The organism is Streptomyces wuyuanensis (assembly GCF_900103455.1).
Taxonomy (GTDB): Bacteria; Actinomycetota; Actinomycetes; order Streptomycetales; family Streptomycetaceae; genus Streptomyces; species Streptomyces wuyuanensis.
On record NZ_FNHI01000007.1, the window covers coordinates 16,362 to 37,486 of the forward strand.

17 protein-coding genes are annotated in these 21,125 nt (G+C 71.9%); 3 read left to right on the forward strand and 14 right to left on the reverse strand.

The window, feature by feature from the left end; translation table 11 throughout:
• Window positions 1-50: 50 nt before the first annotated feature.
• The 3 genes from BLT82_RS12185 to BLT82_RS37125 are packed head-to-tail and all read right to left on the reverse strand — an operon-like array spanning window position 51 to window position 2,636.
• On the reverse strand, window positions 51-1,796 hold the full coding sequence (locus BLT82_RS12185; RefSeq protein WP_093653949.1) for an LCP family protein: 1,746 nt from the start codon (window positions 1,794-1,796) through the stop codon (window positions 51-53).
• Window positions 1,797-1,815: 19 nt separating this feature from the next.
• Window positions 1,816-2,436: a nicotinate-nucleotide adenylyltransferase gene (gene nadD, locus BLT82_RS12190; RefSeq protein ID WP_093653950.1), complete on the reverse strand. Its 621-nt coding sequence runs from the start codon at window positions 2,434-2,436 to the stop codon at window positions 1,816-1,818.
• A gap of 38 nt (window positions 2,437-2,474) precedes the next feature.
• Entirely contained in the window at window positions 2,475-2,636 is a 162-nt protein-coding gene (locus BLT82_RS37125) for a hypothetical protein (protein WP_093653951.1), read from the reverse strand.
• Window positions 2,637-2,923: 287 nt separating this feature from the next.
• Here BLT82_RS37125 and BLT82_RS12200 point away from each other — a divergent pair, with 287 nt between their 5' ends.
• Window positions 2,924-4,027, forward strand: a complete 1,104-nt coding sequence (locus BLT82_RS12200) for a M48 family metallopeptidase (protein WP_093653952.1) — start codon at window positions 2,924-2,926, stop codon at window positions 4,025-4,027.
• On the opposite strand, the gene BLT82_RS12205 is transcribed toward BLT82_RS12200, so the two are convergent.
• The 11 genes from BLT82_RS12205 to rplU all read right to left on the reverse strand — a co-directional run bounded on the left by BLT82_RS12205 (window position 4,012) and on the right by rplU (window position 17,986).
• On the reverse strand, window positions 4,012-5,109 hold the full coding sequence (locus BLT82_RS12205; RefSeq protein ID WP_093653953.1) for an SCO2583 family membrane protein: 1,098 nt from the start codon (window positions 5,107-5,109) through the stop codon (window positions 4,012-4,014). The two genes, BLT82_RS12200 and BLT82_RS12205, sit on opposite strands and share 16 nt — an antisense overlap.
• A gap of 77 nt (window positions 5,110-5,186) precedes the next feature.
• Window positions 5,187-5,792 (reverse strand): SCO2584 family spore wall biosynthesis protein, encoded by a 606-nt coding sequence (locus BLT82_RS12210; protein WP_093653954.1) that lies wholly within the window; start codon window positions 5,790-5,792, stop codon window positions 5,187-5,189.
• Between the two features lie 66 nt (window positions 5,793-5,858).
• A complete protein-coding gene (locus tag BLT82_RS12215; RefSeq protein WP_093653955.1) occupies window positions 5,859-7,142 on the reverse strand; it encodes a glutamate-5-semialdehyde dehydrogenase in 1,284 nt (427 codons plus the stop codon).
• A 193-nt stretch (window positions 7,143-7,335) separates the two neighbouring features.
• The gene (locus BLT82_RS12220) at window positions 7,336-7,902 is read right to left on the reverse strand and encodes a hypothetical protein (protein WP_208867862.1); all 567 of its coding nucleotides are present in this window, start codon (window positions 7,900-7,902) and stop codon (window positions 7,336-7,338) included.
• A 143-nt stretch (window positions 7,903-8,045) separates the two neighbouring features.
• Window positions 8,046-9,152, reverse strand: a complete 1,107-nt coding sequence (gene proB / locus BLT82_RS12225; protein WP_093653957.1) for a glutamate 5-kinase — start codon at window positions 9,150-9,152, stop codon at window positions 8,046-8,048.
• Between the two features lie 206 nt (window positions 9,153-9,358).
• Window positions 9,359-11,416, reverse strand: a complete 2,058-nt coding sequence (locus BLT82_RS12230; protein ID WP_404203919.1) for a hypothetical protein — start codon at window positions 11,414-11,416, stop codon at window positions 9,359-9,361.
• A 221-nt stretch (window positions 11,417-11,637) separates the two neighbouring features.
• On the reverse strand, window positions 11,638-13,137 hold the full coding sequence (locus BLT82_RS12235) for a bifunctional cytidylyltransferase/SDR family oxidoreductase (protein WP_093653959.1): 1,500 nt from the start codon (window positions 13,135-13,137) through the stop codon (window positions 11,638-11,640).
• Between the two features lie 193 nt (window positions 13,138-13,330).
• A complete protein-coding gene (locus BLT82_RS12240) occupies window positions 13,331-15,409 on the reverse strand; it encodes a glycosyltransferase family 4 protein (RefSeq protein WP_093653960.1) in 2,079 nt (692 codons plus the stop codon).
• A gap of 416 nt (window positions 15,410-15,825) precedes the next feature.
• The gene (gene obgE / locus BLT82_RS12245) at window positions 15,826-17,262 is read right to left on the reverse strand and encodes a GTPase ObgE (protein ID WP_093653961.1); all 1,437 of its coding nucleotides are present in this window, start codon (window positions 17,260-17,262) and stop codon (window positions 15,826-15,828) included.
• Between the two features lie 134 nt (window positions 17,263-17,396).
• On the reverse strand, window positions 17,397-17,651 hold the full coding sequence (gene rpmA, locus BLT82_RS12250) for a 50S ribosomal protein L27 (RefSeq protein WP_093653962.1): 255 nt from the start codon (window positions 17,649-17,651) through the stop codon (window positions 17,397-17,399).
• Between the two features lie 14 nt (window positions 17,652-17,665).
• The gene (gene rplU, locus BLT82_RS12255) at window positions 17,666-17,986 is read right to left on the reverse strand and encodes a 50S ribosomal protein L21 (protein WP_017944922.1); all 321 of its coding nucleotides are present in this window, start codon (window positions 17,984-17,986) and stop codon (window positions 17,666-17,668) included.
• 405 nt (window positions 17,987-18,391) lie between these two features.
• Here rplU and BLT82_RS12260 point away from each other — a divergent pair, with 405 nt between their 5' ends.
• Complete coding sequence (locus BLT82_RS12260; protein WP_167745998.1) at window positions 18,392-20,287, forward strand: hypothetical protein; 1,896 nt, start codon at window positions 18,392-18,394, stop codon at window positions 20,285-20,287.
• A gap of 106 nt (window positions 20,288-20,393) precedes the next feature.
• On the forward strand, window positions 20,394-20,990 hold the full coding sequence (locus tag BLT82_RS12265) for an acyltransferase (RefSeq protein WP_093653963.1): 597 nt from the start codon (window positions 20,394-20,396) through the stop codon (window positions 20,988-20,990).
• The last annotated feature ends 135 nt before the right edge of the window (window positions 20,991-21,125 follow it).

A 21,125-nucleotide genomic window follows, 5' to 3' on the forward strand; every position in this document is an offset into this window, starting at 1 on the left:
TCACCCGGGCCCTCGGCGCCCTCCGCCACCCGGCCCCCGACGCCGTCGGGTCACTCGTAGTCCTGGCCGAGGACGACCAGCACGTCGGCGTTCGGGACGGCCTTGCCCTTCTCGACCGCGCTCTCGTCCAGGCCGAGGGTCTTGGCGACCTCGACGGCGTTCTGCTTCTGCGCCGTGTCGCCGTAGACGACCTGCGTGGACGCCTCGGGGTCCGCCTTGCCTGCGTCCACGAACGCGTAGCCGCCGTTCACCAGGACGATCCTGGTGCTCTCGGTCGCGTCGCCGTCGCCGCTGGCGTTGCGGACGCCCACCCGGACCGCCGCGCCCTGCTCCGGAGCGCTGACGCGGCCGCCGAGGATGTCCTTCACCACGCTGTCGCTCGCCTCCTGGCTGAGCCTGCCGTCGTCCTGGACGGGCAGCACCGCGGTCTTGTAGTCGCCGCCCTTGGCGTGCTCGGCGAGCTTCGCGAGGGACGCCCCGAGGTCCTTCTCCGGAAGCGACGGGTCAAGGATCTGGGCCAGGGTCTCGACGGTCACCGTGGCGGACCTGGCGTCGCTCGGCATCTTCCGCAGCACGCCGTACATGACCTGGCCGAACCGCTGCAGCTGCTTGGCCTCGGCCTCGCCGGGCGCGCGGTACGTCGCGTAGGCGACGGCCATGCGGCCGTTGAGCGTCTGGTTCTCGCCCTTCTTCACCAGGGGCGCTTCGCCCTTCTTCGCTCCCGGCACGACGGCGTCGGTCGTGATGTCGATGCCGCCGACCAGCTCGACGAGGTTCTCCAGGAACGGGGTGTCGAGCCGCCAGGTACCCGTGATCCGGGTGCCGAGGAGGGTGCCGATCGACTCGCGCGTGCCGGTGGTGCCGTCCTCGTCGACGGACTTGCCGAGGGTGGTGGCGACGCCCTCGTCGTCGGCGACGGAGAGCGAGTTCGGGAGCAGGACGGTGGTGCCCTGCCCGGCGGTGGCGTTGTCCACGAGGAGGGCGGTCGACGTGCCCTTCTTCTTGGTGTTGTGGAGGTGCAGCACGATCACGTCCCGCTTCTGCGGGCCGGACGCGGCGGTCTGAGCGCCTGAGGAGTCGGAGGTGCCCGGCAGCTTGCCCGCGTACCAGAGGTAGCCGACGCCACCGGCGAGGAAGAGGGCCAGGACGGCGACGAGTGCCACGGTCCGGTTGCGGCCGCGGCGTTTGGCCTCCTCCCGGCGTTCCGAGCGGCTCTCGGTGAACTTCAGCCAGTCGATGACGTCCTCTGAGTCCTCGTCCGGCTCTTCGACGAAGGAGAACTGCTCGGTGCGGTAGTCCCCGTCGTCGCCGGCCGCGGGACGGCGCTGCCCGGGCACTGCGGGAGCGACCCGGTCCGGCTCGGCCGGGGCCGGGCCGCGCCGCGCGTCGGGGTGCGGCGGGCCGGCGGGCTGCTGCTGGGGCGGGACGCTCCACTGACCGGTCGTGTCGACGGCGGCCTGCGGTCCCGTGTCGTACCCGTAGCCGTCGTAGCCGTGGCCGTCCCTGGGCTGCTGGTGCGGCTGCTGCTGCCGGCCGTAGGGGTCGTACGACTGCTGCTGGTGCTGCATGTGCTGCTGAGGCTGCGCGTAGGGGTCGTAGCCGTATCCCTGGGGCGCCTGCGGCGGCTGGTGCTGCGACCGGTGCCGGTCCTGGGACTGCCGGCCGTACGCGTCGTAACCGTGGGCCTGCGGGTCGTGCTGGGGCTGCTGGTAGACCGGCTGCCCGTACTCGTCGTAGCCGATGATCTGCGGTTGCTGCGGGTAGTACGGGTCGTACGGGTTCTGCTGGTCGTTCACCGGTGCCCCTCTCCGTGGCTCACTCGCCGCGGTACAACTGGCGCTTGTCGATGTAGCGCACCACACCGTCCGGCACCAGATACCAGACCGGATCGCCCTGCGCGACCCTCGCCCGGCAGTCGGTGGACGAGATCGCCAGCGCGGGCACCTCCACGAGGGAGACGCCGCCCTCGGGGAGCCCGTCGTCGGTCAGGTCGTGACCCGGCCGGGTGACGCCGATGAAGTGCGCGAGTGAGAACAGTTCCTCGGCGTCCCGCCAGGTGAGGATCTGGGACAGCGCGTCGGCCCCGGTGATGAAGAAGAGGTCCGAGTCGGTGTTGAGCGCCCGCAGGTCCCGCAGGGTGTCGATCGTGTACGTCGGTCCGCCGCGGTCGATGTCGATACGGCTGACGGAGAACTGCGGGTTGGAAGCCGTGGCGATGACCGTCATCAGATAGCGGTCCTCCGCCGGCGACACCGCCTTGTGGCTCTTCTGCCACGGCTGTCCGGTCGGCACGAACACCACCTCGTCGAGGTGGAACAGGGCCGCCACCTCGCTGGCGGCCACAAGGTGTCCATGGTGGATCGGGTCGAACGTCCCGCCCATGACGCCGAGGCGGCGTTTGCCGCGGCCGGTCGTAGGCACTTCCTGCTGTTCCATGCGTGCAGAGCCTACTGGCACGGCCGTTCGGATCCGTCTCAGCGGTCGCGGTTGAAGCGGGTGGTGATCCACAGCAGCAGGAGCAGCGCGCCGAGCGCGCCGAAACCGGTGAGGTAGGGGCTGAGGCTTTGGTGGCTGCCACCGTGCTCGGAGCCCTCGGCGAGAGTGACCAGGGTGGCGGCGGTGCTGGCGAGACTCATCTTCTGCAGGCCCTATCGATCGGAGTCGGAGCGGAGACTTCGGGCACATCGTATGCGTGCGCTCCGGGCACGCTCACGCCGACTCAGTCGTTGTCGGTTTCGTCGTCCCGGTCCACGGGCGCGCGCGGTGTCCACTGGGCAGGCGCGCCCCTGTGGAAACCGGGCGCGGCGGAGTCGTCCACAGCCCCCGCTGCATCGCAACCCCAGCGCCTAGTCTGGGGTCTGTCAGGGGGACGGGTCACGACTCGCGACGACGGCAGGACTACTGAAGAGCACAGGGGGCACCCATGACCGACAGCAGTTCCGAAAACGTGCCGGGCAGGCACCGCACACGCTTCCCGGGGATCTCCTCGCGGGCGTACGAGCACCCGGCGGACCGTTCGGCGCTGGTCGCCCTGCGCAAGCTCAGCGGGTTCGACACCGTGTTCAAGGCGCTGAGCGGACTGCTGCCGGAGCGCAGCCTGCGGCTGCTCTTCCTCTCCGACTCCGTGCGGGTGAGCGATGCCCAGTTCGCGCACCTCCACACGATGCTGCGCGACGCCTGCTACATCCTGGATCTGGAGAAGGTCCCGCAGATGTACGTCACGCAGGACCCGAAGCCCAATGCCATGTGCATCGGCCTGGACGAGCCGATCATCATGGTCACCACCGGTCTGGTGGAGCTGCTCGACGAGGAGGAGATGCGGGCGGTCGTGGGCCACGAGGTGGGGCACGCCCTGTCCGGCCACTCCGTCTACCGCACGATCCTGCTGTTCCTCACCAATCTCGCGGTGAAGGTGGCCTGGATCCCGCTGGGCAACGTGGCGATCATGGCGATCGTGACCGCGCTGCGGGAGTGGTTCCGCAAGTCCGAGCTGTCCGCGGACCGGGCCGGACTGCTCGTGGGGCAGGATCTGCAGGCCTCGATGCGCGGTCTGATGAAGATCGCGGGCGGCAACCACCTCCACGAGATGAACGTGGACGCCTTCCTGGAGCAGGCCGAGGAGTACGAGGCGGGGGGCGATCTGCGGGACTCCGTGCTGAAGATCCTCAACATGCTGCCGAGGACCCATCCGTTCACCACCGTGCGGGCCGCCGAGCTGAAGAAGTGGGCGGAGAGCCGCGACTACCAGCGGATCATGGACGGCCACTACCCGCGGCGGTCGGAGGACAAGGACACCTCGGTCACCGACTCGTTCCGCGAGTCCGCCTCGCACTACGCGGACTCGGTGCGCGGCAGCAAGGATCCCCTGATGAAGCTTGTGGGGGACATAGCCGGCGGCGCGGGCGACCTGGGCGGCCGGCTGCGCGACAGGTTCACCGGCGCCGCGGGCGGCGGGGGCCGGAGCGGAAGCAACGGGAGCGGCGCGAAGGACGACGGCCCGGGTGCGGCGGGTCAGTCCGAGCGCTGACCGGTGGCGAGGGTCCCGCAGACCGCGGCGGCGGCGCGGCCCGTCTCGTACGGGTCGGTGCCGGCCGGTCCCTCGCCGGTCGCCCGCCCGCCCGCCGGCAGGGGCTGCATCGTCGCGGCCGCGTCCGCCGAGCAGGACATGGGGCCCGCCTCCGCGTAGCTGAGCAGCAGTTCGGCCCGATGTGTGCGCAGGTCGTCGCGGTCGAAGCGGAAGTGGAGCTGGCGCCGCACGGTGAAGAGGGAGGCGCCGTCCCCGGCTCGCCCGTCCTTGCCGGCGGTCGCGTCCGCTCCCTGCCCGGCGGGGCGCACCGTGTAGGCGAAGGTGTGGTCCGAGGTCACCTCCAGCGCGTCGGGGCCGGCCTCGGCGAATGCCAGCGTGCCCTGGACGCGCACGTCCGGGGCGGCCAGCGCGATGCGGTCCGGGTCGAAGCGGACGAGCCAGCCGGTCGCCGCGTGGTGCCCGTCGTCCTCGGGAGCGCTCATCGACCGGTCGAACTGGTTCAGCTGGTCCGGGTCGACCAGCACCCGCACCGGCCGCACGGCGCCCTCGGTGAGCACCGCGGGGTCGAGGGAGGACGCCACCAGGTAGTCCTTGGCGATGGTGAGCGCGGTCATCACCTGGTCGTCCGAGAAGCTCTTGGTGTGCCGTACGGCCGGAAGGGTGATGCCGGCGGCTCCGGCACGGAAGCCGGCGGCGGGGCTGCGGGCGTAGAGACCGGCCGGGTCGCCACCGGGCACGGTCCCCTCGGGGGCGAGCGGGACGACGGTGCTCCGCAGCGCTTGGACGGGCCGTGGCTCGGGCGGCCGGTATGGATGGCGCACGCCCATGTAGAGGGCGGCGCCGAAGGCCATGGCGACCAGCAGCATCAGCACCAGGAAGTGCCTGGGCCCGTTGCGCAGACCCCGTCCGGGGCGGCTGCGGACGGCCCTGGCGTGGTCGCCCATCCGCTCCTGTGCGGAGAACTCCTGGAGGCGGGCAGCACGGACGAACGATTCGTCGAAGACGACGGACCGGTACTCGTCGTCGTTTCCGCCGGGGAGCCCCTCGGGTGTCCCCTCAGGTGGGTCTCCACGCCCTGCCATACCTTCAGAGTAGGTCCGGGGAAGCCGACGTAAACGCGCTGCTGCGTGCCAAGTTGCGGCGGGAGGGACCCGCGGCGTCAGGGCGTGCGGGGGACCGCGGAGACGGGAGGTGCGGAGTACTCGGCCGAGGCGGAGGGGGCCGTCATCCGGTCCGGGACGGCGCCCTTGGCGGGCGCGTCGACGCCTGTGGTGGTGGCGGGTGTGGGGACGCGGTCCTGGCGGTTGGCCGCCGCTCCCCGGTACACGGCCGTGAAGGCCAGCGCGACCATGCCGACGCCCATCACCACGGCGAGGACCCAGGCGACCGGCCGGTGCCAGCGCGCGGAGCCGCGGTAGGGACGCAACGCGCCGCCGTGCGGCCCGTAGGGATCCGCGTAACGGTCGAGGCCGTCGGGGTCGAGGCCGCCGCTGCCGCGCTCCGGGCCGTATTCGCCGCCGTAGCCGTCGTCGTAGAGCTCGTCGTCGGCGGGGCCGCCGCCCGAGCGGGCGCGGGCCGCCTCCGCCTCGGCGCGGGCTTGTGCGGCCGCGAGCAGCCGCTCCACCGCGCTCGGCTCATGGATCTCCGCGGCCCGGACGAAGTCCTCGTCGAACACCACGGAGGCGAAGTCCTGGTCCGCGCCTCCGCGGTCGTCGTCGGGCTCCCAGCCGTCCGGGAACGGCCTGCCCCCCACGTCGTCCGGCACGACTTCAGGGTAGACCTGGGCATGGGTTTTCGGCAGGGAGTGCGGGCAACTGACCGCACTCCTCCGTCACCGGGTGTGACCGTCGCCCGTCACGATGTACTTGGTCGAGGTCAGCTCGGGCAGCCCCATCGGGCCGCGGGCGTGCAGCTTCTGCGTGGAGATCCCGATCTCGGCGCCGAAACCGAACTGACCGCCGTCGGTGAAGCGCGTGGAGGCGTTCACGGCCACGGTCGTCGAATCCACCAATCGGGTGAACCGGCGGGCGGCGGCCTGCGAGGTGGTGACGATGGCCTCGGTGTGTCCGGAGGACCACAGGCGGATGTGCTCGACGGCCTTGTCGAGGGAGTCCACGACGGCGGCCGCGATGTCGTAGGACAGGTACTCGGTCTCCCAGTCCTCGGCCGTTGCGGGCACGACCGTGGCCTTGGAGCCCTCGGCGAGGGCCAGGGTGCGCTCGTCGGCGTGGACCGTGACCCCGGCCTCGGCGAGTGCGTCCAGGGCGCGGGGCAGGAAGGTCCCGGCGATGTCCCGGTGGACGAGGAGGGTCTCGGCGGCGTTGCAGACGCTGGGCCGCTGGGCCTTGGAGTTGATCAGGATGTCCACGGCCATGTCGAGGTCGGCCTCGGCGTCGACATAGACGTGGCAGTTGCCGGTGCCGGTCTCGATGACCGGGACGGTCGACTCCTCGACCACGGTCCGGATCAGGGAGGCCCCGCCGCGCGGGATGAGGACGTCCACGAGACCGCGGGCGCGCATCAGCTCCCGTACGGAGTCGCGGCTCTCACCGGGGACGAGCTGCACGGCGTCCGCGGGCAGCCCGGAGCCTCCGACGGCGTCCCGCAACACCCTGACCAGGGCGGTGTTGGAGGAGTACGCGGAGGAGGAGCCGCGGAGCAGCACGGCGTTGCCGGACTTCAGGCAGAGCGCCGCGGCATCCACCGTGACGTTCGGCCGGGCCTCGTAGATGATGCCGACGACGCCCAGGGGGACGCGGACCTGGCGCAGGTCGATCCCGTTGGGGAGAGTCGAGCCGCGGACGACCTCGCCGACCGGGTCGGGCAGCGCGGCGACGTGGCGGACGTCCGCGGCGATGGCCCGCACCCGCTCCGGGGTGAGGGTGAGCCGGTCGATGATCGCCTCGCTGGTGCCGGCCTCCCGGGCACGGGCGATGTCCTCGGCGTTGGCCTCGACGATCTCGCCGGTCCGGACCTCGAGGGCGTCGGCGATCGCCAGCAGGGCGTCGTCCTTTACCGCGCGGGGAAGTGGCGCGATGTCGGCGGCGGCCGCGCGGGCCCGGTAGGCGGCCCGGTTGACCGGCGTCAGGTTGTCGTACGGCGAGAGCGAGGTCATGCCCGCAGGGTAATGCGCATGCTGCGGGCATCCCTCACGTATTCCGCACTGCGAGACGTGACGGACCGGGCGCTGGTACGGGACGGACCGTCTCCCGCGGCGGAATCAGGCCGGTCACGGGTGCCCGTCAGGACCGCCGTCATCGAAGCCCGGGCCGGACCGCCGTCATCGGGGGTCCAGGGGCCGACCCACGTCAGAAAGGGTGAACGCCGACGGGTGTGGCCGGGGGTGGCCCGTACCCCTCGGCGATGCGCTGGTGGTAGGTCTCGCGGTCGATGACCTCGAGGCCGACGATCTCCCACGGCGGCAGCCTGGCACTGGAGCGGTGCTCGCCCCACAGACGAAGGGCGACCGCAGCGGCGTCGTGCAGGTCCCGGGCCTCTTCCCAGTAGCGGATCTCGGCGTGGTCGTCGGCGTACCGGCTGGTGAGCAGGAAGGGGTGGTCGTGGGCGAGTTGCTCCAGTCCGCGTCTGACCTCCTTCAGCGGCGCCTCGGCGCCCGAGACGCAGAGGGTGATGTGCCACAGCCGGGACACGGTCCGCTCGTCGCCGTGCGGCGCGGCGTCCTCGCCGGACTCGTGCTCCTTCCCGAGGGACTCGTCGGCCGGGGTGAGGTCGTCCCGGGCGCCGAGGTCCGCGGTCCGCTCGAAGTCGGGTCCCGCGTCCACACTGCTCAGGGCACGCTGCTCCCCCGCGGACCTGCGGGCGTGGGTGGTTGCCCGTGTCCCACGGGGCGCCGCCCCTGGGCGCGCTCGTCTCACCGGCGGCCTCCTGTTGATGCGTCGTGGTGCCGAACCCCGCCTTACCCCCCTGACAAAGTTGACCAGTCCGGGGCGGGACGTGGGGCGGTTTTGATGAAGGTCCCTGCCGCAGGGCCGGACTTTCAGCCGTTTCAGGGGTGACGTCAGGGGTTCAGGACGACGAGGTCGTCCCTGTGTACGACCTCTCGCTCGTAGGCGGGCCCGAGTTCCTTGGCGAGGTCCCGGGTCGAGCGGCCGAGGAGGAGCGGGAGTTCCTTGGAGTCGTAGTTCACCAGTCCCCGGGCGACGGCCCTGCCCTCGGCGTCGCGCAGCTCCACCGGGTCGCCGGCGGTGAACTCGCCGTCCACCGAGGCGATTCCGGCGGGCAGCAGCGACTTCCTGCGCTCGACGACGGCCTGTACGGCCCCGTCGTCGAGGGTGAGCGCCCCCCGCGGGGTGGAGGCGTGGGCGAGCCAGAGCAACCGGTCGGCGGACCGCCGCCCGGTGCGGCGGAAGTAGGTGCCGGTGTCGCGCCCCGCGAGGGCGTCGGCGGCGCGGGATGCGGAGGTCAGGACGACCGGGACGCCGGCCGCGGCCGCGATCCGCGCCGCCTCGACCTTGGTGACCATGCCTCCGGTGCCGACGCCGGCCTTGCCCGCCGAGCCGATCTCCACCCCCGCCAGATCGGCGGGCCCTCGGACCTCCTCGATCCGGGAGGTGCCGGGCTTGCCGGGGTCGCCGTCGTAGAGCCCGTCGACGTCGGAGAGCAGCACCAGGAGATCGGCGCGGACGAGGTGTGCGACGAGGGCCGCGAGCCGGTCGTTGTCGCCGAAGCGGATCTCGTCGGTGGCGACCGTGTCGTTCTCGTTGACCACCGGGACGGTGCCCATGGCGAGCAGCTGGTCCAGGGTGCGGTAGGCGTTGCGGTAGTGGGCGCGGCGGCTGGTGTCGTCGGTGGTGAGGAGCACTTGCCCGACGCGGACGCCGTAGCGGGCGAAGGAGGCGGTGTAGCGGGCGACGAGCAGGCCCTGGCCGACGCTCGCGGCGGCCTGCTGACGGGCCAGGTCCTTGGGGCGGCGGGCGAGCCCGAGGGGGGCGAGTCCGGCGGCGATGGCGCCGCTGGAGACGAGCACTATCTCCTTCTCGCCGCCGCTGCGGACCTTGGCCAGCACGTCCACGAGGGCGTCCACCCGGTCGGCGTCGAGTCCCCCGGAGGCCGTGGTGAGTGAGGACGAACCCACCTTGACGACGATCCTGCGTGCTTCCGTCACGTACTGCCTTGCCACTGTCACGTGGCGAATCTATGTCAGGCGCGGCTTTCGGCGCGCCTCCGTTTCGCCGGCTGGACAGCCGCACGGACAGGGCGGGGCCGGCTGGGCCGGGCCGTTCGCCGCCGGCGTCCCGCGACGCGGACCGGCCCGTGGGCGAACCCCTCGCGGGGCCGCTCACGGGCCGGTGGGCGGTGTGCTGCCCCGGGTCAGCGGGCGGCGGTGGCCGTCGCCTCCGCGCCGTTGGTCTCGGCGACGCCGTTGCCCTCGGCTTCGGGGCCCTGGCCGCCGGCGTCCGACTCGCGGTCGAGCTCCCCGATGGCCTGCTCGCCGATGCGCTGCTCCACCCCGGCGTTGCGGGCCTCGGCCTTGACCGCGAGGGCGCGCACCGCCGCGTCGAACTGCTCGATCGACGTGGGCTCGTCGGGCCCGAGGAGGTACTTCTTCAGCTCGGCACGGGCCCCGGCCAGGCTGTCGGCCGCCGGGTCGGCGACGGCGGCCAGCAACCGGTCCAGTTCCTCGGCGCTGTTGGACAGGATGACCGCCGCGCGGACCGCGGTGTTCTGGCGCCTGAACTCCTCGACGCCGAGCTCCGCGGAGTCGGTCACGGCGTACGGCTTGCCGCTGGCGATGAAGTCGGAGACGACGCTGGAGATGTCGGAGACCATGGCGTCGGACTCGTTGAAGCAGTCGTACAGCTTGGGCTCGGGGCCGGTGACGATCGTGTGCTCCCACCAGCCGAAGGAGCGCCAGTAGGTGGCGTTCCACTCGGCACGCAGGCTCTTGATCTCGGCGAGCCGCACGGGATCGGCGAGCGAGACGCGGGACTCCTCGGCCTCGTCGCCGCCCGCGCGGCCGGGCTTGGTGAGCTCGGCGAGCCGCGCTTCGATCCGGGTCAGCTCGGCGCGGGCGGCGGCCCGTCCGGCCTGTCCGGCGGCGGTCTGCTCGGCCCAGCGCGGGTCGAGGGCGCGCTCGGCCGCCGCCTTCCGCACCATCGCCGTGATCCGCTCGTGGACGGCGAGGGCCTTCTTGTTGCGGATGCCGGTGAAGGGGTGCGGCTTGTAGATCAGGCGCACCGGGCGCTCCGCCTCCAGCAGCCGCCGGACGATGTTCTCGCCGGCGAGCAGCAGGGACGTGTTGCCGGGGTTGTTGTCCCAGCCCTCCCAGGTGGGGGCGTAGAGGACGGTGGGGATGGGGTTCTTCGTCGCGCCGGTCCAGGACTCGATGGGGGCCAGCTGCGGGCGGCCCACCTCGACGATGTCGTCGTCGCGGACGCCGACGTCGGCGAGCGCGTACCGGTCGCGGCCGGCCCGGCCCGCGGTCCACACCTCGTCGTACACCTTGGAGAAGGGGTTGACGCTGGCGAGCTTGTCGCTGTCGCCGTGACCGATGAAGACGTGCTTCATCGTGGGGACGCGCAGCATGTGGATGTTCTTGCCGACGTTGGCCGGGTACAGCGTGACGCGGACCGAGTCGAACTTCATCGCCATCAGGTGCTGGCCGCCCGGGATGCACAGCACGGGAACGGAGGTCTCGTTGAGCTTCGCGACGAGACCCCGCTCGCGCATGATGACGATCGGCCGGCCCTCGAGCTGCTCCATGGTCTCGAGCCACATGTTGACCTGGTACGCGGAGTCCTCGGAGCCTGAGAAGTACAGCGCGACCGTGGGCTGGTACTCGCCGAGCCACTTCTGGACGGCCTTGAGCACGGCCGGCCCGGAGGGCACCCGGCGGCTGCGGCGAAGATAGGGCACGAGTGCCGCGGTGTAGAGGAGCCCGAGGGTGATGGTCAGCGCGGTGCCGACGTATCCGGCGACGTCGAGGCCGGTGGCGGCCGCGACGATCACGCCCGCCGTCGCGGGGATGTCGAGGTGCAGCATCTTCTCGCCGGAGCGGCGCACCAGGGCCCGCGGCGGGGCGTCCGGGATGCGCACGGCGTTGAGGTCGACGTTGCGGGTGGCGACCGGCATGGTCCGGCGCAGCCGGATCAGGGTGGTCAGCGCGCCGTGCGGAGCCTGGAGGCCGTAGAAGAGCAGGAAGCAGGCGACCGTCGCGTAGAACAGCGGTTCCTCGGCGAGGCCCGCGCGGGCGAGCAGCAGGATCAGCAGCAGCTCACGGAGCAGGAAGCGGATCGGCAGACCGGCCCGGACCTTGCTGAGGCGGTTGACCAGATAGCTGCCGCGCTGGTGCAGATACCAGTCGGCGGCGTAGCTCACGGCTGCGGCCGCCGCGAACATCCAGATGTTCGGGATCAGCGCGGCGATCATCACGCACGGATAGCTCAGCGCCATGAGGACCGCGGCGGCCAGCTCTGACCGGCTGCCCACACGTACCAGGCGAATGGCGGTCGAAATCACGTAGAACCTGCTCCAAAGGTGCCGGTTGATTCACATTGGAGGAATTTGTGAAGGCGGGCCCTCACTAACTCGGGCCTCTGTATCGCGGAAGCGATCTCAGAGGCCCGAATAAGATCTTTGATGGAGAAGTATTACACATCCTCCTGGCGGTCCAGGACGGACGCCAGGGCCTGCTCGAAGCCGGAGGCTTCGCTGGCCTCGCGGGTCGGGTCCTGCTGCCGTACGTCGATGACATGGCCGGTCAGCTCGGAAAGCAGCACGTCCAGCGAGGTCCGGGCCACGGCCTCGGAGGACAGCAGCGAGCCGGCCGGCTCCTGGCCGAACGCCTTGGTGCGCATCGGCGTGGCCGTGCGCTCGGGATTGACGCAATTCACCCGGATTCCGTCGCCCGCCCATTCGTCGGAGAGGGCCTGGGTGAGATTCACCATAGCCGCCTTGGTCGACGAGTAAAGGCTGTATTCGGCACGGCCCCGGGTGTAGCTGGAAGAGGTGTAGAGGAGCAGCTGCCCCTTGGTCTCCGCCAAATACTTGTACGAGGCACGGGCAATCTGAACCGGCGCCAGGTAATTGACGTTCAGCGCTTCCTGAATGGTCGCGTTGTCCGTCTCGGCGAGCTTGCCGATGCGCAGCACGCCGGCGGTGTTGATGACGTAGTCGACGCGTCCCGTCTCGGCGTACGCCTTGGAGAGGGCGTCGTCCACGTGCTCCGGGTTCTCCACATGGGTGCCGGTGGTGGAGCGGCCGAGTGCGTAGACCTTCGCCCCGTACTCCTCGGCGAGGGCGGCGATATCCGCGCCGATGCCGTACGAGCCGCCGAAGACGACCAGGGTCTTGCCGGCCAGCAGCTCACGGTAGGCGACCTCGTCGGCCTGGCGCGGAGCGGCCGTGGAGGCGAGCTGGAACAGCTTGTCGGCGATGAAGACGTCGACCGGCTGCGTCACCTTCATGTTGTACTCGTCACCGGCGACGACATAGATCGGCACATCGGGGAGGTACTTGAGCACGACGCTGCAGTCGTCGGTCGCCTGGAAGTTCGGGTCGCCCGCGGCGATCTCGTACGCCCGGCGGATCGTGGAGAGCTTGAACGCCTGCGGGGTCTGGCCGCGGCGCAGCCGCGAGCGGTCCGGGACGTCGGTGATGAACTCGCCGTCCTCGCCGTGCGTGCGGGTCACGATGATGGTGTCGGCTGAGGGGATGGCGACGTCCACGGCCTGGTAGCGCTCCAGGGCGCTCACACAGTCCGCGATCACTCGCTGTGACAGAAGCGGACGCACCGCGTCATGGAAGAGGACGTTGGCGTCCTCGCCCTCGGCGAGACCCTCGCTGAGTGCCTCGATCGCCCGCTCGGTGGTCTCGTTCCGGGTCGCGCCGCCCTCGATGACACGGCGGACCTTGGTCAGCCCGGCCTTGGCGATGATCTTCTCGACATCGGGCACGAAACCCGGTGCCATCAGCACGATCACGTCGTCGATCGCCTCGGCCTGCTCGAAGATCGTCAGCGTGTGCTCGATGACGGCCTTGCCGGCGATCTTCAGCAGTTGCTTGGGGATCGCGAGCCCCACGCGCTGACCGGTACCACCGGCGAGCACGACTGCTGTGGTGCGGGGCTTGGCTTCCTGCGGCACGGACACAGACGAACCTCTACCTTGCGATGACTGGGGGACGGTGTGATGGTCGCACTCTGCGTGACCGTCCCGCAAGGCGGTCCTCAAGGACTCCACACCGCCCGGAAACCCCCCGTTCACCCCGTGGCCAGGGGGGTTTGCGGGGGACGAACCGGGAGAAGAGGTGACTGATACCACAGGCCAACGCTGTGGCGGAGCGTTACTTCATCGTTTTGTCGACGACATTGAGCACCAGTTCGTTGCCCGCACTGAAGAAGATCTTCACCGTGGCCTGCGCCCGGGGCCGGGACCGCAGCCTGTCCAGGGCATCGCGCACCCGTGCCAGCGGGCGCTTTCCGAGCAGGTCGACGGAGGGGTACGGGAAGACGCTCCCCTTCTCCACCACGTCGTCGAGCACGCGGCCGATCCGCACCGGTGCGGCTCCGGGCGCGGGGAGCAGCCAGAGGTCCCAGACGTCGTGGGACGAGGCCTGCGCGGCGACCGGCGCGGCGAGCGGGATCGTGCAGCGGAACCCGTCGGCCCCGACGCGGGTACCGGGAAACTCCAGTTCACCGGCGTCGGCTCCGCGGCGACGGAGCAGAAGCACCGGGTCCCCCAGCGGAGGCGCCTCCCCGAGCAGGCGCCCGGACACCGTGATCCGGCGGGCGCCGACGGTGATCTCGCCGGACTCGGCGTGGGCCGGGCGCACCCAGGAGCGCAGGGCGAGTCCGCCCTGCCGGACGTAGGGGATCAGAGCGCGCACGGGCTCCCCGGACCGGACCCGTGCGGCGGCCCGCATCGCTCCGCGCTGGTCGACGGCCCGGGTGACGAGCCGGCGGCGGGCGGAGGCAGCGCCCTGGGCCGGCCCTCCGCCACCGGCCGCCGGCGGGTCGACGTGGCACGTCCAGATGCCCTCGGCGAGGCCGGCCCCGGCGGGGATCTCGGCACGGCCGGCGGCGTCGAAGGCGAAGACCCGGTCCGGCACGGAGTCGTCGGGATGGACGCAGACGAGGTCCGGCCGCCCGGTGCGCTCACCGAGCAGCGTCACCGTCACGGCGCCGTTCTCCTCGGCGACGCAGTCCACGATCGGGCGGGCGTCGGCCGTCCGGTCGTGCCCGGAAGCGGCGGGGGCGGCCGCCTCGGAGTGTGCACGGGTCCCCGCGCCGAGGTCCGCGAACAGCTCCTCGTACTGCTTCGCGACCGGGCCCGGGTCGAAGCGGCGGGCGTGCGACCTGGCCGCGGCGCCCATCCGCCGGCGAAGGGGCTCGTCGTCGATGAGACGGAGGAGAGCGGCGGCGACGGCCTTGCGGTCGCCGACGGGGACGAGCAGACCGTCGACGCCGTCCGCGACGATCTCACGCGGGCCGTAGTCGCAGTCGGTGCTGACGACGGGCAGCCCGCACCGCATCGCCTCCACGAGCGTCATGCCGAAGGACTCGTGGCGCGACGTGGAGACGGCGATGGCGCCCTTCACCCACTCCGGCTCGATGGGTGAGCGAGGCCCCATCAGATGGACGCTGTTGTAGAGGCCGAGCTCGTCGATACGCCTGCGGAGACGTTCCTTCTGCTTGCCCCAGCCGCAGATCCGCAGGGTCCACTCGGGACGCACGGCCACGACCTCGGCGAAGGCCTCGATCAGGACGTCGTACTGCTTCTCCGCGGCCAGCCGGCCGGCCGCCACGACGGTGGTCCCGCCGAGGTCGGAGACCGGCACCATGGGCTCGGGGACGCTGTTCGGTATGGCCAGCACCCGCGTGTCCGGCAGCGGCATGTGCTCGCGCCAGGCGGCGGCGTCGCCCTCGGAGACGGTCACGAACGCGTCGAGCGCGGCGAGGTGCCGGCGCATCTCGGCACGCAGCTCCGGCTTGTGGTGATTGTGCGTCATGTGCTCCTGCCCGATGAGCACGGCACGGGCGGGCGCGAACTGGGCGACGTACGCGACGAGTCCGGGCCGGGTGCCGATGACCACGTCCGCGTCGGAGACGGCGTAGTGCTCGCGCACGCGCCGGTCGGTGAGCCTGCTGTACTCCTTGAACCGCGCCTCATGGCCCGGAATGCACTCGGCGGGCTCCAGGGCGAGTGGATGCTTCGTCTCGTTGCCGGGGGACGAGGGGCGAGTGTCGATCAGTGGGACGACGGTGATGCGCGGGTCGATCGCGAAGAGCGGCTCGTCCCGGTGCCTGAAGACGGAGACGATCTCCACCTCATGGCGTCCTGCGAGCTCCTCCGCGAGGTTGAGCGTGGTGCGGATGGTGCCGCCGATGCCGTAGATGGTGTGGATGAGGAAGGAGACCTTCATCAACGCTCCGTTTCGACCGTGCTGGGGCATCTTGCTGCCCCACCCCCGCGAACAAGACGGTGATATCGGGGAGGAGGTTGCGCCACCGCACGGATCTGAACGGAGGGGACATGTCCCTCGTGAACGGGCATGTCGGCACGGGCGCGCCGGGGAAGCCGCCGACCGGAGAGACGGCCGCGCACGCCGTGCGGAGGCCGCCGGAAGGGCGGACAGGGCGGCGGGCGGGGAAGGTGCGCGGGCTCGCCGGCACGCGTGAGCGGGAGGCGGACGCAGCGGGCCCCCGGAGGGCTGACCGGCGTGCGGTACGCGGACGCCTGCCGCGCCCGGCAACGGGCCGGGGCCGGGGGCTGCTGCCCCCGGCCCCGGCCGGCTCCGCTTCCCGTACGATCGGAACGCCTCCGATCAGAACGGTTCGATCAGAACGGCTCGAAGTCGTCGTACTCGCGCGCGGCGTCGTCCCGCTCCGCCTGGCGGTCCTTGCGGCGCTGGGCCGCGGGGCGCGGGGCCTCGAAGCGGTGGTCCTCACCGCGGCGGCCGAGCATTTCCGCGCCCGCCATCATCGTCGGCTCCCAGTCGAAGACGACGGCGTCGTCCTCGGGGCCGATCGCTACGCCGTCACCGGCACGTGCGCCGGCCTTCATCAGGCCCTCCTCGACACCGAGACGGCCCAGCCGGTCCGCGAGATAGCCCACGGCCTCGTCGTTGTTGAAGTCGGTCTGGCGGACCCAGCGTTCGGGCTTGTCGCCGCGCACGCGGAAGAGGCCGTCCTCCTCCTGCGTGATGGTGAAGCCCGTATCGTCGACCGCCTTCGGGCGGATGACGATGCGGGTCGCCTCCTCCTTGGGCTTGGCCGCGCGCGCCTTCGCGACGATGTCGGCCAGGGCGAAGGACAGCTCCTTCAGCCCGGTGCGGGCGACCGCGGACACCTCGAGGACGCGGTAGCCGCGCTCCTCGAGGTCGGGCCGGATCATGTCCGCGAGGTCCTTGCCGTCGGGGATGTCGACCTTGTTGAGGACGACGATCCGCGGGCGGTCGCCCAGACCGCCGTAGTGCCGCAGTTCCTCCTCGATGGCATCGAGGTCGGAGACCGGGTCGCGCTCGGACTCCAGCGTCGCCGTGTCCAGCACGTGCACCAGCACCGAGCAGCGCTCGACGTGGCGCAGGAACTCCAGGCCCAGGCCGCGGCCCTGGCTGGCGCCGGGGATCAGGCCCGGCACGTCCGCGATGGTGTACACGGTCGAACCGGCGGTGACGACGCCGAGGTTCGGCACGAGCGTGGTGAAGGGGTAGTCCGCGATCTTCGGCTTGGCGGCGGACAGGACCGAGATCAGCGAGGACTTGCCGGCGCTCGGGTAGCCGACGAGCGCCACGTCCGCGACCGTCTTGAGCTCCAGGACGATGTCACCGGACCGGCCGGGCTCGCCGAGCAGTGCGAAGCCGGGCGCCTTGCGGCGGGCCGAGGCCAGCGCCGCGTTGCCGAGACCGCCGCGACCGCCTTCGGCTGCCACGTACGTCGTGCCGTGGCCGACCAGGTCGGCCAGCACGTTGCCCCGCTTGTCGAGGACGACGGTGCCGTCCGGCACGGCCAGCACGAGGTCCTGGCCGTCCTTGCCGGAGCGGTTGCCCCCCTCGCCGGGCTTGCCGTTGGTCGCCTTGCGGTGCGGCGAGTGGTGGTACTCGAGCAGCGTCGTGACGGACTGGTCGACGGTGAGGATCACGTCACCGCCCCGCCCGCCGTTGCCGCCGTCGGGCCCGCCGAGCGGCTTGAACTTCTCACGGTGGACGGAGGCGCAGCCGTGGCCTCCGTTACCCGCGGCGATGTGCAGCTCGACGCGGTCCACGAAGGTGGTCATGGTCCTGTGCCTCCAGTACGAAAGTGGCGAAGTGCAGCGCACGGGGATCCGTGCGGATATGTCTGTCTCTCAACAAGCGAAAGGCGGACCCGCTTCCCGCCCGGGGAAGTGGTCCGCCCTCGCAAGGATTCCGGTCAGGCGACCGGAACGACGTTCACGACCTTGCGGCCGCGGAAGGTGCCGAACTCCACGGCACCGGCCTGCAGCGCGAACAGCGTGTCGTCGCCGCCGCGGCCGACGCCCGCGCCCGGGTGGAAGTGCGTGCCACGCTGACGGACCAGGATCTCACCGGCGTTGACGACCTGACCGCCGAAGCGCTTCACGCCGAGCCGCTGAGCGTTGGAGTCGCGACCGTTCCGAGTGGACGATGCGCCCTTCTTGTGTGCCATCTCTCCTCAGTCCCTTACTTCGCAGCCGTGGGGATCGCCGTGACCTTGATCGCCGTGTACTGCTGGCGGTGGCCCTGACGACGGCGGTAGCCGGTCTTGTTCTTGTAGCGCAGGATGTCGATCTTGGCGCCCTTGTGGTGGTCCACGACCTCGGCCTGGACCTTGATCCCGGCCAGCACCCACGGGTCGCTGGTCACGGCGTCGCCGTCGACAACGAGCAGGGTCGAGAGCTCGACCGTGTCGCCTACCTTGGCAGTGGAAATCTTGTCAACCTCAACGATGTCGCCGACAGCAACCTTGTGCTGGCGACCACCGCTGCGCACGATGGCGTACACGCGGATCTCTCTCTCGCTCGTTACGGAAACCCCTGATGCCAGCCGCCCGCACGGGCCGGGCCCGGACTGTCCGCTGGGGATGGACGGCCTCTCCGGATCACGGACCCGGAGGGAGGTGCTCAGAAGCTGGCGTACGGAAACACGCCGACGGTCAAGGTTACGGGCAGTGCCGCAGGGGGTCAAACCAGCCCCCGAGGGTCCGCGGGACCTCGCGGAACCGGCCGCACGACCCGTCGGACCGCCGTATCGCAGGGCCTCAACGCGCTCTCCGCGGCACCGCCTCCGATGCCGCCTCGATGCTCCCACGGGGACACCCGCCGCGCCCGCGTCCATCGCCCGCCCCGGCGATCCCGGGCCCCGCACCTCCTGGCCGCCCGGGCCCGCGGGGTTGTTGAATGTGCGTTCGTGCTCCTGCGCTCCTTCCTCACCATGCCCCGGCTGCTCCGGCACGGCCCCGCCATAGGCGCCGACCTCCCGCCCGACGAGGCGGTGCTGCTCGACCAGCGGCCCTCGCCGCTGCGCGACGCCGTGTCCGCCGCGACCGCGGGGGACCACGGGCCGGCCCGCGAACTGCTGGCGGCGACGCGGCTCGGCGCCGAGTGGGAGCGGCGCAGCCACTACGTCGGCGAGCTCGCCGACGCCGCCGTGCACGGCCCCGGCTGGCTGGACGCCTGGCTCGCCGAGGCGCCGGAGGACCCGGACGCGACGCTCGTCAGGGCCGACCTCTGCATCCGCAGGGCCTGGTCGCTCCGAACCGGGGCGCGGGCCGGGCAGGTGTCGCCGGACCGGTTCCGGGCGTTCTTCGCGCTGCTGCAGGACGCGGTCCCGGTGCTGGGCGCGGCCGCCGAGCTCAACCCCGACGACCCGGTCCCGTGGCGGATCGCCCTCACCCATGCCATGGGCATCCAGGCGCCGCGCGAAGTCTTCGACGCGTACTGGGAAGAGGCCACCGCCCGGGCCCCGCACCACTACGGCTGCCACGCCGCGGCACTGCAGTACCTGTGCGCGAAGTGGCACGGCTCGCACGAGGAGATGTTCGACTTCGCCGAGCACGCCGCCGCCCGCGCCCTGCCCGGCTCCAAGCTCCACGCCCTGCCGCTGGCCGCCGCGGTCGAGTACGACGTCGTCGCCGACGCCGGCGGCTCGGGGCCGGTCGGCCGCTCCCGGATCACCGCCGCCGTGGACCGGGCGCTCGGGCTCTCCTCCTTCTACGAGCCCGGCGATCCGGAGGCGGCGGGCTTCCGCAACGAGCTGGCGCTGATGCTGATCCTGGCCAAGCGCTTCGACGAGGCGCTCGACGTGTTCCGGGCGATCGGCGCACAGGCCCGGTCGCACCCCTGGGCGTACTTCGGGGATCCGCGGCGGGAGTTCCTGGAGTTCCGCACCGGGGTGCGGATGCAGATCGCGAGCTCCACACCGTTCTTCTCCCGACCGCCGGCGTCGGCGACCGGGAGCCGGGAGCGGCTCCCCGGAGGTACCGCCGTCCATCTGCTGGCGATAGCCGCCGCCCCGCCCGCGCGGGTCGCGACGGCCGCGCTGATGTGCGGAGTACCGCTGCGGATCGCCCCGGCGGGCGGCTCGGCGAGCTATGTGGCGCTGGCCCCCGACGAGCCGTCCGGGCGGCGGGCCGCCCTGATCGGCGGGGAGGACCGGCTGACCGGCGCCGCTGACACCTTCACCACCGGCGAGAAGTGGCCGACGCTCGTGCTGCGGCGGACCGGGGGCCTCGCCGGGTTCACGCTGATGCACAAGGGCAAGGAGGCCGCGTCCCACGCCTGGGACCCGTCCGCCCCCGTCGCCGACCACGCGTCCGCGTCGGCCACGGCCGGCGCGCTCGCCCGCGTGTACGGGCTGCCCGACCCCCGCCCGCTCACCGGGCTGCTGCGTTCCTCGGCCGCCCCGGCGCGCCATCAGGCGGACCTCGTCGCCGCCCTCGGCCTGCCCCCGCTCCCGGCCGGCTTCGGCCGGCACGCCGACCCGCTCGCGGGTGTGCCCGGGACCCGGCTGCTGGAGCGCCGCGGCCTCCTCTCCGGGATGCGCGACACCCTGGCGAACGACCCGGAACGCCTGCTGGTCCGCTCCCCCGGCGCCGGCCCTTCCCCCCGCCCGAAGCGGTGGTGGCTGCTGCGCCTGCTGGCCCTGGCCCTCTTCGCCCCGGCCGCGGCCTGGGCATGGTGGTCCCCCGGCGTCGGACTGCTGCGCTCCGTCCTGCTTTCCCTTCTGGCGCTGGTCTTCGGGGCGCAGGTCGTGGCGGCCCTGAGGGAACGCGGCAGACGGGCCGACGGCGGACGGTCCGGGTAGCCCGAACCGCCCCGCCCGGGGCCGGCCGCCCGGCGCCCGGCCCCTGCACCCTGGTGAAGCCCGGCCCGTATGCTCGGCCCGAAGCCAGACACCGGAAGGCAGAGACGTGAAATACAGGGTCCAGCCCAGCGCCCAGGTCGACGAGACCGCCGAGATCGGCGCAGGCAGCAGCGTGTGGGATCTCGCGCAGATCCGCGAGGGCGCCCGCCTGGGCGAGGGCTGTGTGATCGGCCGGGGTGCCTACGTCGGCACGGGCGTGCACATGGGCGACAACTGCAAGCTGCAGAACTACGCGCTGGTGTACGAGCCTGCCGAGCTCGGTGACGGCGTCTTCATCGGTCCCGCCGTGGTGCTCACCAACGACCACAACCCGCGTTCCGTCGACCCCGAGGGCAAGCAGAAGCGCGGCGGCGACTGGGAGGCCGTGGGTGTGAAGATCGCCGACGGGGCCTCGATCGGCGCGCGCTCCGTGTGTGTCGCCCCCGTCAGCATCGGCCGCTGGTCGATGGTCGCCGCCGGCGCCGTGGTGACGAAGGACGTACCGGACTTCGCCCTGGTCGTGGGAGTGCCCGCGCGGCGGATCGGCTGGGTCGGCCGGGCCGGTGTGCGGCTGACCGAGCGCGAGGGCGAGCCGGGCGTGTGGGAGTGCCCGGAGACCGGTGCCCTGTACGAGGAGAAGGACGGCGTGCTCACCGAGCGCTGAACGGCGCCGCTCCCGGGGGCGGTCCCGGCCACGGGGCGCCCGCGGGCGGGGCCCGCGACGAGGCGCTCGTCAACCGCGTGACCGGCCGGGAGGCCGGCTCGGCCATCCGATCGAGTCGGCCTCCCGGCTTTCGCG

Coding starts and splice junctions, on each gene's coding strand:
- nadD (WP_093653950.1), bottom strand. CDS start 2,436: ATGGAACAGCAGGAAGTGCCTACGACCGGCCGCGGCAAACGCCGCCTC.
- BLT82_RS37125 (WP_093653951.1), bottom strand. CDS start 2,636: ATGAGTCTCGCCAGCACCGCCGCCACCCTGGTCACTCTCGCCGAGGGC.
- BLT82_RS12200 (WP_093653952.1), top strand. CDS start 2,924: ATGACCGACAGCAGTTCCGAAAACGTGCCGGGCAGGCACCGCACACGC.
- BLT82_RS12205 (WP_093653953.1), bottom strand. CDS start 5,109: ATGGCAGGGCGTGGAGACCCACCTGAGGGGACACCCGAGGGGCTCCCC.
- BLT82_RS12215 (WP_093653955.1), bottom strand. CDS start 7,142: ATGACCTCGCTCTCGCCGTACGACAACCTGACGCCGGTCAACCGGGCC.
- BLT82_RS12230 (WP_404203919.1), bottom strand. CDS start 11,416: ATGATCGCCGCGCTGATCCCGAACATCTGGATGTTCGCGGCGGCCGCA.
- BLT82_RS12240 (WP_093653960.1), bottom strand. CDS start 15,409: ATGAAGGTCTCCTTCCTCATCCACACCATCTACGGCATCGGCGGCACC.
- obgE (WP_093653961.1), bottom strand. CDS start 17,262: ATGACCACCTTCGTGGACCGCGTCGAGCTGCACATCGCCGCGGGTAAC.
- rpmA (WP_093653962.1), bottom strand. CDS start 17,651: ATGGCACACAAGAAGGGCGCATCGTCCACTCGGAACGGTCGCGACTCC.